The sequence below is a fragment of the Kitasatospora sp. NPDC091335 genome, assembly GCF_044757205.1.
Classification (GTDB): domain Bacteria; phylum Actinomycetota; class Actinomycetes; order Streptomycetales; family Streptomycetaceae; genus Kitasatospora.
Genome location: NZ_JBIVUM010000001.1, coordinates 317,169 through 329,179, shown reverse-complemented (window position 1 = coordinate 329,179; position 12,011 = coordinate 317,169). Strand labels below are relative to the sequence as shown.

The window sequence follows — 12,011 nt, the reverse complement described above, 5'->3', positions numbered from 1 at the left end:
GCCCACAGCCGAAGGAGCAAGCCGTGATCCTGTTCTCCGCCCTGGTCGCCATGGGCGTCCTGATCGGCACCGCCGCCCACACCTCGTTCCCGGTCTTCCTCGCCGCCTCCGCCGGCATCACCGCCTGGCTGCTCGCCTTCGGCGCCCGCGAAGGCATCGCCCACCTCCGGCACCGCTGACTTGCCACTGCCCGGACCGCACCCGCGGCCACTCCACAGAGAGGACCCGCACCACCATGAGCACCGTCACCGCCCGTCAGGCCATCAGCCACCGGAGCACCGACCGCCGGGGCGCCGACCGTCAGAGCACCGACCGCCGGGGCGCCGACCGTCAGGACATCGCCGAGGCCGACGGCCTCGCCGTCGCCTCCTTCCTCCTCGGCCTCCCCGGCCTGCTGCTGTTCAACATCGTCCTCGGACCGATCGCCATCACCCTGGCCACCCTGGCCCTGCTCCGCGGCACCAGCCGACGCGGCCGCGCCGTCCTCGGCCTGGCCCTCGGCATCGCCTCACTGGCGATCCTCGCCGTCACCACCGCCACCTCGCACGGGGTGCTCATCGACCTCCGTTCCTGAGTCTGGTCCAACTCTCCTGCCGAGCCCGGTTCCTGACGTCGCACCCGCTTCCGCCCGGAGCCCCTGGCCGCCGCGCCGACGGCTCGAACGACTGATCCCGCCAACCCTCCCCACACCCTGGCCCCGCCACGTAGGGTGGGCCCCATCGGCCGGGCGACCTCAGGGGGCAGGAGTGACGACGGAGAACCGCAGCGACGCACAGCCGGAACGGACCGCCCCGACGGGCGGACGGCTGCTCGCCGTGAGCGATCTGCACATCTCCTACCAGGAGAACCGCGACCTGGTGGAGAAGCTCCAGCCCTCCCACCCCGGTGACTGGCTGCTCGTCGCCGGCGACGTCGCCGAACTCACCACCAGCATCGAGTGGGCCCTCGGCCTGCTCGCCGAGCGCTTCGCCCGCGTGGTGTGGGTGCCCGGCAACCACGAGCTGTGGACCCACCCCGAGGACCCGGTGCAGCTGCGCGGGGTGGCCCGCTACGAGCACCTGGTGGAGCGCTGCCGCCGGCTCGGCGTGGTGACCCCGGAGGACCCGTACCCGCTCTGGGAGGGCTCCGGCGGACCGGTCCGCATCGCCCCGCTCTTCCTCCTCTACGACTACTCCTTCCGCGCGCCGGGCACGACCACCAAGGAGGCCTCCCTGGCGGCCGCCTACGAGAGCGGCATCGTCTGCGCGGACGAGCGGATGCTGCACCCGGACCCGTTCCCCGACCGCGACTCCTGGTGCCGCGAGCGCGTCCGGCTGACCGAGAAGCGGCTGGCGTCCTGCGAGCCGGACGTCCCGCTCGTCCTGGTCAACCACTACCCCCTGGTCCGGCAGCCCACCGAGATCCTCTGGTACCCCGAGTTCGCCCAGTGGTGCGGGACCGAGCTGACCGCCGACTGGCACACCCGGTTCAACACCGCGGCGATGATCTACGGCCACCTCCACATCCCGCGCCGGACCGCCTACGACGGCGTCCCGTTCACCGAGGTCTCGCTCGGCTACCCGCGCGAGTGGCGCAAGCGCGGGCTGCCGGACCCGCTGCTGCGGGAGGTCTTCCCGCAGGCGACGGGCTGACCTCCGGGTGCACCGCCCGCCGGAACCGGCGCCGGACGGACGCCGAACCGAAGGGCGGCCGAGTGCCCGCACGCCCTCGCACCGTGGCCCAGGCAGGCTCGGTCCGGCTCGGCTCGGCTCGGCTGTGACACCCATGACGCGATCACCGGTCTTCCGCAGCACCGGTCTTCCACAGTTGGGAAGCAATGCCCGAGCAGACCCTGGAACGGCCCGCGGACTCCGAGGACGGGATGTTCTCCCGGAAGTACGCGGCCGCCACGACCACCTTCACCGCGGTGATGTTCCTGACCGGGTTCGCCGCCCTGGCGGTGGTCCCCACCCTGCCGACGGCGGCCCGGGCCCTGGACGGGGTCTCCCTGTTCCCGGTGGTGGCCGGTTGCTTCGTGGCGGCCAGCCTGCTGGGCGGAGTGCTGGGCGGCCACTGGGCCGACCGCTCCGGGGCCCGCCGGCCACTGGCGGCCGGCATGGTGCTGTCGGTGGTCACCCTGCTGGTCTCCGCCACCAGCACCTCCATAGGGCAGCTCGCCGCGGGCCGGTTCGTGGACGGGCTCGCGGCCGGCATGGTCGCGGTGTCCGTCAACACCGCCATCGGCCAGGCGTATCCGGAGCACCTGCGCCCCCGGATGCTGGCCCTGATGAGCACGAGCTGGATCATCCCGTCCCTGGTGGGCCCCCCGCTGGCCGGACTGGTGTCCGAGTGGTGGTCCTGGCGGGTGGTGTTCTACGGCCTGGCCGCGCTGTCCCTGCTGCCGGCGCTCGCGCTGGTGGTCGTGCTGCGCGGCCGCTCCCCGGCGGAGGCGCCCGCGCCGTCGGGCGACCACCCGTCGCGCCCGCCGCTGCTGGTCGCGGCGGCGCTCAGCCTCGGCGCGGCGCTCGGGCAGTACGGCGTCTCGGGCTGGGACATCCGCCATCTGCTGTTCGTGGCCGCCGGGTTGGTCCTGCTGGTGCTCCTCGCGCCGCGGCTGCTGCCCGTGGGCACCTGGCGGGCCGCCCGTGGCCTGCCGGCCACGGTGCTGCTGCGCGGTCTGGCCTCCGGCACGTACTTCACCGTCGAGGCCTTCCTGCCGCTGATGCTGATCACCGAGCGGCACACCGCCGCCGTGGTGGTCGGCGTGGCGTTCACGCTCTCCGCCGTGGTGTGGGCGGGCGCCTCCTGGGTCCAGGGGCGACTGCTCCAGGACGTGCCCCGGCACCGGCTGGTCTCCGTCGGCGCGGGGATCATGGCGGCGTCGGTCGTGCTCGCCGCGGCCGGGGCCCTGCGCGGGGTGCCGGCGCTCGCCGCCGCGGCGGCCATGCCCCTCGCGGCCGTCGGCATGGGCCTGTTGGACCCGTGCCTCACCGTGCTGTCGCTCTCGCACAGCCCGGCCGGACGCCAGGGCTACGCGAGCAGCGCGATGCAGACCAACCAGAACCTCGGCCAGATCACCGTCATGGCGCTGTTCTCCGCCGTGCTCAACACCGTCCTGGGGCTCGGCGCGTCCGAACTCGTCGGCTACGGCGCCGCCTTCGGACTGCTGCTCGCACCGACCCTGCTGATCGCCCTGCTCGCCGTGCGCGCCCGGGGCTCCGTCAGCCCGCGGCCCCCCGTCGAAGCCCGGTAGGACCCGCCGCCACCGGACGGCTGCACCCTTCGGCTGTCCCATGCGTGCTTCTCTCCTCTCTCCTTCTCCCAGGAGCAACTCCGCGAAGGCCCGACCGCTCGTTCCGGTCGCCCGCTCCGTCAATCCACCACTCCGCCGCTTTGCCAGTCCGCTACTCCACTTACTCCACTACTCCGCCGCGATCGCCCGCAGGACGTCCAGCCGCGCCGCCCGGCCCGCCGGGCGGAGTCCGGCCACCGCGCCCGCCAGCAGCCCGGCCGCCAGGACCACGGCCAACTGCCCCGGCGGCATCGCGAACGATCCCGTCCCCGCACTGTCCGAGGCCCGTACCAGCGCCCAGCCGAGGAAGGCGCCGAGCCCCAGCCCGCCGACCGTCCCGAAGGCCGCCACCAGCACCGACTCCCAGCGCACCATGCCGCGCAACTGAGCCCTCGTCTGGCCGACCGCCCGCAGCAGCCCCAGCTCCCTGGTCCGCTCGTGCACCGCCAGCGTCAGGGTGTTGGCTATCCCCAGCAGCGCGATCAGCACCGCCAGTGCCAGCAGCGCGTAGACCACCGACAGCATCGTGTCGACGCCGGAGGCCGCGCTCTTCGCGTACTCGGCGCGGTCCTGCACCTGCGGACTGCCGTACCGGACCAGCGCCCGTTCCACCGCCGCCCTGCCCGTCGCCACCGGGACGCCGTCGCGCAGCCCGACCGCGACCATGGTGTCGGCGTCCTGCCCCCGGTGCGGGGCCCAGGCCTGCCGGGTCATCAGGTAGTCACCGGCCAGTCCGCCGCCCTCGTACAGCGCGCGGACGGTGAACGGGCCGCTCGCGCCGTCGGTGAAGGCCACCGTGACGGACTGCCCGAGCCGCCAGCCGCGCTGCCCCGCCTCGCTGCGGGAGACCGCCAGCCCGTCCGTACCGAGGGCGGCCAGCGAGCCGTCGACCCGGCCGAGGTCGACGATCCCGGCCAGCCGGGCCGGGTCGGTGACGTCCAGCGTCCTGCCGTGCCCGTCGATCCGGGCCACGCCCCGGCCGAGCCCGACCGTCTGCCGCACCTCGGGCAGGACGGCCAGGGTGTCCGCCACCGCGGGGCTGATCCCGCTGCCACCGGCCCCGAACGAGGCCGTGGTGACGGCGAGATCGCCCGCGAAGGACTTGTCCACCGTGTCGTCCAGGGTGGCCTTGATCGAGGCGCCGAAGACGGTGAACAGCGTGACCACCGCGACCCCGATCATCAGCGCGCTCGCGGTGGCCGCCGTCCGGCGCGGGTTGCGGGCCGCGTTGCGCCGGGCCAGCACCCCGGAGACCCCGCGCAGCCTGGGCAGCGGCGCGCCCAGGGCGCGCACCGCGAGGGCCGCGGCGACCGGGCCGAGCACCACCGTGCCGGCCGACACCGCCAGCGCCCCGCCCGCCGTCAGCAGCACGGACGGGCCGTCGGTGGCGCCGAGCACCGCCACCGACACGCCCCCGGCCGACAGCAGCCCGCCGAGCACCACCCGGACGGTGCCCGAGCGCCCCTGCGCCGCCCGGTCGACACCGGTCTCCCGCAGGGCCGCCAGCGGGGCAGTCCGCCCGGCCCGGACGGCCGGAAGCAACGCGGAGCCGACCGCGACCAGCGTGCCGACCAGCAGCGGCAGCAGGACGGCGGCCGTGCTGATCACCATGCCGCCGGTCGGCAGGGCGAAACCGAGCGCCGAGAACAGCGACTTGAGCCCGGCGGCCACCCCGATGCCGCCCAGCAGCCCGCCCAGCGAAGCCAGCAGGCCGACCGCCAGCGCCTCCGCCAGCGTCGCCCCGAGCACCTGGCCGCGCCCCGCGCCGAGCGCCCGCAGCAGCGCGTTCTCCCTGGTCCGCTGGGCGACCACGATGGCGAAGGTGTTGTGGATGGTGAACGTCGCCACCAGCAGCGCGATCCCGGCGAAGACCAGCAGCAGCGTGGTGAACATGGTCAGGAACCGCCCGGACACCAGCTGGGTGGACTCCTGGGTGGCCGCCGCGCCGGTGATCGCCTGGACGCCGGCGGGCAGCTGCGGGGTGATCCGGTCGACCAGCTCGCGCTGGGAGACCCCGTCCACCGCGCGGACCTGGATCGAACCGGCCTGCCCCTCCCCCTTGGGCGTGAGGTACCGCTCGGCGTCCGCGAAGGTCATCGCGGTGAAGGTGCTCGGCCCCATGCCGTCCGCGCTCGCCCCGAAGGTGGCGATGCCGACGACGGTGACCGGCACCGGATCGGGCGTGCGCAGCACGGTGGTCGAACCGAGGTGCAGCCCGCCCGCCTCGGCCGCGCCCCGGTTCACCACGACCTCGCCCGGGGCGGCCGGCGCCCGGCCCTCGGCCAGCCGGTACGGGTTGAGCCGGCCGTCGGTCAGCCAGTTGCCCGCCAGGGTGGGCGGGCCCTGACCGCCGATCGGCTTGCCGTCGGCGCCGATGAGCTGGCCCGCGCCCTGGACGGAAGGCTCGGCGGCCGCCACCCCCGGCACCGTGCGCAGGCGGTCGGCGAGCGCCGCCGCCACCGGTGCCCGCACCCCGCCGACCGTGCCGGCCGAGTCCAGCACGTCGGCGCTGCGGACCACGGCGTCGGTGCCGGCGTTGGCGTCGGCGAAGAGGGTGTCGAAGTTGGCCCGCAGGGTGTCGCCGAGCACCATCGTGCCGGTCAGGAAACTCACCCCGAGCAGGACGGACAGCAGGGTGCCGGCCAGCCGTCGCCGGTGGGCGCTCAGCGAGCGCAGGCTGAGCCGGAGGGGAACCGTGTTCACGCGCATGGCCCTCGTGCCGCGCCCGGCCCTCCCCGCACTCATGACCGCCCCCGTTCGAAGGCCTTCATCCGGTCCAGCACCTGGGCGGAGGTGGGCTGTCGCATCCGGTCCACCAGCCGTCCGTCGGCGAGGAAGAGCACCTCGTCGGCCCAGCCGGCCGCCGTCGGGTCATGGGTGACCATGACCACGGCCTGGCCCGTCTCGTCCACCGCCCGGCGCAGCAGGCCGAGCACCTCGCCGCCGCTGCGGGAGTCGAGGTTGCCGGTCGGCTCGTCGGCGAAGACCACCTGGGGCCGCCCGGCCAGTGCCCGGGCCACCGCGACCCGCTGCTGCTGACCTCCGGAGAGCTCGCTCGGACGGTGCCGGAGCCGGTCACCGAGGCCGACGACCTCGATCAGCGCCGCCAGCCAGGCTTCGTCGGGGGCCGCCCCGGCCAGGTCGAGCGGAAGGGTGATGTTCTCCAGGACGGTGAGCGTGGGCACCAGATTGAAGGCCTGGAACACGAAGCCGATCCGCTCCCGGCGCAGCAGCGTGAGCCGCCGGTCGTCGAGCCGGCCCAGCTCGGTGTCACCGATCCAGGCACTGCCCGCGGTGAGCGTGTCCAGCCCGGCCGCGCAGTGCATCAGGGTGGACTTGCCCGATCCGGACGGGCCCATGATCGCGGTGAACCGCCCGGCCGGGAACTCCACCGTCACGTGGTCCAGCGCCCGGACCTCGGTGCCGCCGACGCCGTGGATCTTCACGGCGTCGGCGACCCGGGCGGCCGCGTCCCGTACGACGTCCAGGGTGGTCACCTGGCGCCACCGCCCTTGGCGTCGCCCCTCGGCGACTCACTGAGCACGGCCCGCTTGGCGCGGTACTCCTCGGCGTCGATGTCGCCCTCGGCGTAGCGGCGGCCCAGGACGGCCAACGGGTGCTCCGTCACGGCTCCGGCACCGGCTCCGTAACCGGCGCCGAACCCGCAGCCGTGCCGCCGCCAGACCGTGCGGCGCAGCACCGTGATCACCAGGACCACCACGGCGATCCAGACCAGTGGGACCAGCAGGATCCACGGGCCGGGGCCGTGCCAGTCGGCCAACTGCGTGTACATGGTGGTTCAACTCCTCGGTGGAGGGATTCCAGGACCTCGGGGGGTTCCCGAGATGTCCAGAGCCTCCCGCCGAGGGGCCTCATCGCGCGTCCTACCAGCAGCGGCAGTCGGGGTACTCCCGGGAGAGTACGGACCTCCGGCGACACGCCGGTCCTGGAGTAGCTCGGCGCCGATCCGGGCCGGCCACCACTCGTGCCCGGCCGCACGCCTCCGAACCGGCCGCACGCCGGACCCGCCGCACAGAACCGGCCCCACCGCGGAGGGGCGGCTCAGCCCAGCCAGCCCGGCCGCACCAGCCCCGACTCGTAGGCCAGCACCACCAGTTGCGCCCGGTCCCGGGCCCCGAGCTTCAGCATCGCCCGGCTGACGTGCGTCTTCGCCGTCAGCGGGCTGACCACCAGACGCCGGGCGATCTCCTCGTTGGACAGCCCCATCCCGACCAGCGCCAGCACCTCGCGCTCCCGCTCGGTCAGCATCGAGATGTCCGAGAGCCCCTCCGGCACGGCCTCCGGCCCCTTGGACCGGGCGGCGAACTCGCCGATCAGCCGTCTGGTGACCCCCGGCGAGAGCAGCGCGTCACCCGCGACGGCGACCCGGATCGCCCGCAGCAGGTCGGCCGGCTCGGTGTCCTTGACCAGGAAGCCCGCCGCTCCCGAGCGCAGCGCCTCGAAGACGTACTCGTCCAGTTCGAAGGTGGTCAGCACGACCACCCGCACGGAGGACAGCGCCGGGTCCTCGGCGATCCTCCTGGTCGCCTCCAGCCCGTCCATCCGCGGCATCCGGATGTCCATCAGCACGACGTCCGGCACGAGTTCACGGGCGAGCCGCAGCGCGGCCTCGCCGTCGTCCGCCTCGCCGACCACCGTGAGGTCGTCCTGGAGGTCCAGCAGGGCCCGGAAGCCCGCCCGGACCAGCAGTTGGTCATCCGCCAGCAGTACCCGAATCAATCGCTCTCCACCTTCGGTGTCGGCAGCTCCGCCCGGACCCGGAAGCTGCCGTCCGGCAGCGGCCCCGCGGTGATGGTGCCACCGGAGGCCGCCGCGCGTTCCCGCATCCCGACCAGCCCGCTGCCGGAACCGCCCGCGTCACCGGGCACCGCGGGCCCCGGGTCCTCCACCCGGACCACCAGCACGGCCGGGTCCGTCCAGTCCAGCACCACGACCGCCTCCCGGGCCGCCGAGTGCCGGACGACGTTGGTGAGCGCCTCCTGGACGATCCGGAAGGCGGTGAGGTCGACGGTGGCGGACAGGGCGCGCCGCTCGCCGCGCTCGTACACCTCGGTGTCCAGGCCCACCCGGTCCGCCTGCTCGGTGAGTTCGTCCAGCCGGTCCAGCCCGGGGGCCGGCCCGCGCGGCGCCTCTCCGGGCCCGCGCAGCGTCGCGAGCACCTGGCGGACCTCGCCGAGCGCCTCCTTGCTGGTCGACTTGATGGTGACCAGCGCGCTGCGGGCCTCCTCGGGCCGCCGGTCGAACAGCGCGAGCGCGGCCCCCGCCTGGACGTTGATCAGCGACAGGCTGTGCGCCAGGATGTCGTGCAACTCCCGGGCCATCTTGAGCCGTTCCTCGTTGGCCCGGCGTTCCTCCAGCTGCTGCCGGTAGGCCCGGTGGGCGGCGATCCGCTCGTGTCTGAACCGGACCAGCTCGCCCCCCGCCATCACCAGCAGCAGCCAGGCCGACAGCACGAGTTCCCCCGGCCAGATGCTGCCGGACGGCGGCGCCGCGCGCTGCCAGCCCGCAGGCAGCACGAAGGTGACCAGCAGGTGCACCAGGTAGACCCCGGCCACCCCGGCCCAGGCCGCCCGGCGGTGCCCGGTGCCGATCGCCACGCAGCAGGCGATCAGCCAGCTCAGGAAGGCCGGCCCGTACGGGTACCCGGCGGCCAGGTACCCGGCGGTGACCGCCGAGGTGCCGGCCACCACCGCGACCGGCCGGCGGACCCGCAGCACCAGCAGGGCCGGTCCGAGCAGCAGCAGGAGGTAGCCGACGGCGTCCAGCGGGGCCCGCCCGTGCTGGTTGTGCGCGGCGAAGGTCGAACCGACCACCTGGACCACCGCGGCCGCCGCGGCCAGCCCCAGCGGGTACCCCGCCTTGGCCGCGCGCACCCACGGCGGATGCCACGGCGCTGGCGGCTCGGTCGGCGGGGACATGGGCGGCATCATGCCCACAAGCTAGACCCGCGGCCCGCCCTCCCGCGTCCTCCGCCAGTGGCGTTCGGGCGTACTCCCGCTGGAGTACGCCCGAACGTGGTCGCCTTCAGCGGATCGCGGTTGCCGCCGGCAGGACCCGGTCGCCGTCAGCCCTCCGCGGCAGCGGCGGCTGCCTCCGCCTCCTCGAAGGTCGCCGACGCCTCCGGCCGCGCCAGCGTGACCACCAGTTCCCCGTCGCTCACGTCCGCGATCAGCGTGTCCCCCTCCCGCACCGTCCCGTCCAGCAGCAGGTTGGAGACCCGGTTGTCCAGCTCCGACTGGATCGTCCGGCGCAGCGGCCGGGCCCCGAACTCCGGCTGGTACCCCCGGTTGACCAGGTATTCCTTGGCCGCCTCGGTGACGTCCAGCCCGACGTCCTGGGCCCGCAGCCGGCGCCGGCTGCGCTCCAGCAGCAGGTCCACCACCGACAGCAGGTCCTTCCGGGTGAGCGCGTGGAAGACGATCACCTCGTCGATCCGGTTGAGGAACTCCGGCCGGAACTGCCCGCGCAGGTCCCGCAACAGGTCGTCGCGGATCTCGTCCACGTTCCCCGCGTGGTCGAGGATCCGCTGCGAGCCGATGTTGCTGGTCATGATCAGCACGGTGTTGCGGAAGTCGACCGTACGCCCCTGGGAGTCGGTCAGCCGGCCGTCGTCCAGCACCTGGAGCAGCAGGTTGAAGACGTCCGGATGGGCCTTCTCCACCTCGTCGAAGAGCAGCACGCTGTACGGCTTGCGGCGCACCGCCTCGGTCAGCTGGCCGGCCTCCTCGTAGCCGACGTACCCGGGCGGGGAGCCGACCAGCCGGGAGACGGTGTGCTTCTCCTGGAACTCGCTCATGTCGAAGCGGATCATCCGGTCCGGGTCGCCGAACAGCAGCGCCGCCAGCGCCTTCGCCAGCTCGGTCTTGCCGACGCCGGTCGGCCCGAGGAAGAGGAAGGAGCCGGTCGGCCGCTCCGGGTCGCCCATCCCGGCCCGGCCGCGGCGCACCGCCTGGGCGACCGCGGTGACCGCCTCGTCCTGGCCGATCACCCGCTCGTGCAGGTGCTCCTCCAGCTTGAGCAGCCGCTCCCGCTCGGTCGCGTTCAGCTCCGCGACCGGGATGCCGGTGCGGGAGGAGAGCACCTGCGCGATGTCGTCGGCCGTCACGTCGACGACCTCCTCGCGCGACTCGGCGATCGCCGCCAGCTCGTCCTCGGTCTGCCGCAGCTCGGTCTTCAGGTTGGCGGCCCGGACGAACTCCTCGTCCGCGACGGCCTCGTCCAGCTCCCGCTTCAGCTTGGTGATCCGGTCCTGCACCCCGGTCGCCTCGGTGGACCCGCTCAGGCTGCGCAGCCGGACCCGCGCTCCGGCCTGGTCCAGCAGGTCGATCGCCTTGTCGGGGAGGAAGCGGTCGCTGACGTACCGGTCGGAGAGCGTGGCCGCCGCGTCCAGCGCCTCGTCGGTGAACCGCACCTGGTGGTGCGCCTCGTAGGCGTCGCGCAGCCCCTGGAGGATCCCGATCGTCTCCTCGACGCTCGGCTCGGGCACCAGTACCGGCTGGAAGCGGCGCTCCAGCGCGGCGTCCTTCTCCACGTGCTTGCGGTACTCGTCCAGCGTGGTCGCGCCGACCACGCTCAACTCGCCGCGGGCGAGCGCCGGTTTGAGGATGTTGCCGGCGTCCATCGAGCCCTCGCCGCCACCCGCGCCGACCACGGTGTGCAGCTCGTCCAGGAAGAGGATCACGCTCTTCTCGGCCGCGGTGACCTCGTCGATCACGTTCTTGAGCCGCTCCTCGAACTCGCCCCGGTACTTGGAGCCGGCCACCAGCGCGGTCAGGTCGAGGGTGACCACCCGCTTCCCCCTGAGGCTCTGCGGCACGTCCCCGGAGACGATCCGCTGGGCCAGCCCCTCGACGATCGCGGTCTTGCCGACACCGGGCTCGCCGATCAGCACCGGGTTGTTCTTGGTCCGCCGGGAGAGGATCTCGACGGTCTGCTCGATCTCCTCGGCCCGCCCGACCACCGGGTCCAGCCGGCCCGAGCGCGCCGCCTCGGTGAGGTCGCGCCCGTACTCGTCCAGCGTCGGCGTCTCGCTCGGGTGCGTGCCCGTGCTGCTGCGCTCGCCGCCCGTACCGCGGCCCTCCATCACGGACTTCAGCGCCTCCTGCGAGGGCGCCGCGTTGCGCAGCGCCACGCCGGCGCCCGAGCGCTCCTGGTCCAGCAGCGCGCCGAGGATGTGCTCCGGGCCGATGTACGAGGCGCCGACCGCCTGCGAGCGGGCGTGCGCGGCGAGCAGCGCGCGCTTGGCCGAGGGGGTGAGCGCGGGCTGCCCGTCCACCGCGTCGGGGTTGCCGGACGGCAGGGCGTGCTCCAGGTCACCGGAGAGCCGGTCCGGGTCGATGCCCGCCCGCTCCAGCATCCGGCGCGAGGGGTCCACCCGGGTGGCCGCCCAGGCCAGGTGCGCGGTGTCGAGGTCGCTGGAGCCGTCCTCGGCCGCCCGCTGCGCGGCCAGCGCGAGCAGTTCCTGCGAGGACTCGCTGAGCAGCCGCCCGATCGGCACCCGCTGCACGGCGGGCGGGGAGGCCAGCGGGCTCATCCCGAAGAACCGGCTGAGCAGGTCGGAGAACGGATCGTTCGATCCGAACGGGGGCATGGTCACGGCAGTTCACCTCTCCCAAGCGGTTTGCAGCCACACAAACACAGGCCGCACCGCCGCGCCTGTCGAGCCGGCCGGGGCCGTCACCCGGCGTGGCCGGAGCCGTCCGCGGCCCGAGGCCCCGCG

At 74.2% G+C, this 12,011-nt stretch carries 10 protein-coding genes; 4 read left to right on the top strand and 6 right to left on the bottom strand.

From position 1 onward, the window contains the following. The first annotated feature begins 23 nt into the window (after positions 1-23). The 4 genes from ACIQOW_RS01470 (at position 24) to ACIQOW_RS01455 (ending at position 3,232) form a co-directional block, all read left to right on the top strand. Positions 24-179: a hypothetical protein gene (locus ACIQOW_RS01470; protein ID WP_401078411.1), complete on the top strand. Its 156-nt coding sequence runs from the start codon at positions 24-26 to the stop codon at positions 177-179. A gap of 56 nt (positions 180-235) precedes the next feature. After that, positions 236-574: a DUF4190 domain-containing protein gene (locus ACIQOW_RS01465; RefSeq protein ID WP_401078408.1), complete on the top strand. Its 339-nt coding sequence runs from the start codon at positions 236-238 to the stop codon at positions 572-574. A 172-nt stretch (positions 575-746) separates the two neighbouring features. Next, positions 747-1,631, top strand: a complete 885-nt coding sequence (locus tag ACIQOW_RS01460) for a metallophosphoesterase family protein (protein WP_401078405.1) — start codon at positions 747-749, stop codon at positions 1,629-1,631. Between the two features lie 185 nt (positions 1,632-1,816). Continuing rightward, positions 1,817-3,232: an MFS transporter gene (locus ACIQOW_RS01455; protein WP_401078402.1), complete on the top strand. Its 1,416-nt coding sequence runs from the start codon at positions 1,817-1,819 to the stop codon at positions 3,230-3,232. A gap of 168 nt (positions 3,233-3,400) precedes the next feature. Here the strand turns inward: ACIQOW_RS01455 and ACIQOW_RS01450 are convergent, their stop codons facing one another. From ACIQOW_RS01450 to ACIQOW_RS01425, 6 genes are all read right to left on the bottom strand, one after another. Then, positions 3,401-5,980 carry an FtsX-like permease family protein gene (locus ACIQOW_RS01450; protein WP_401078400.1) on the bottom strand — a complete coding sequence of 860 codons (2,580 nt, stop codon included), beginning with the start codon at positions 5,978-5,980 and terminating at the stop codon, positions 3,401-3,403. A 32-nt stretch (positions 5,981-6,012) separates the two neighbouring features. Continuing rightward, positions 6,013-6,768: an ABC transporter ATP-binding protein gene (locus tag ACIQOW_RS01445; protein ID WP_401078397.1), complete on the bottom strand. Its 756-nt coding sequence runs from the start codon at positions 6,766-6,768 to the stop codon at positions 6,013-6,015. Beyond that, positions 6,765-7,064, bottom strand: coding sequence for an SHOCT domain-containing protein (locus ACIQOW_RS01440; RefSeq protein WP_401078395.1), 300 nt, complete (start codon positions 7,062-7,064; stop codon positions 6,765-6,767). The genes ACIQOW_RS01445 and ACIQOW_RS01440 overlap by 4 nt, the downstream gene beginning before the upstream one ends. A gap of 269 nt (positions 7,065-7,333) precedes the next feature. Further along, positions 7,334-8,011: a response regulator transcription factor gene (locus tag ACIQOW_RS01435; protein WP_188295108.1), complete on the bottom strand. Its 678-nt coding sequence runs from the start codon at positions 8,009-8,011 to the stop codon at positions 7,334-7,336. Continuing rightward, a complete protein-coding gene (locus ACIQOW_RS01430) occupies positions 8,008-9,210 on the bottom strand; it encodes a sensor histidine kinase (RefSeq protein WP_401078391.1) in 1,203 nt (400 codons plus the stop codon). Before ACIQOW_RS01430 ends, ACIQOW_RS01435 begins: the two co-directional genes overlap by 4 nt. Positions 9,211-9,356: 146 nt before the next feature. After that, positions 9,357-11,882: an ATP-dependent Clp protease ATP-binding subunit gene (locus tag ACIQOW_RS01425; protein ID WP_401079760.1), complete on the bottom strand. Its 2,526-nt coding sequence runs from the start codon at positions 11,880-11,882 to the stop codon at positions 9,357-9,359. Between the last annotated feature and the right edge of the window lie 129 nt (positions 11,883-12,011).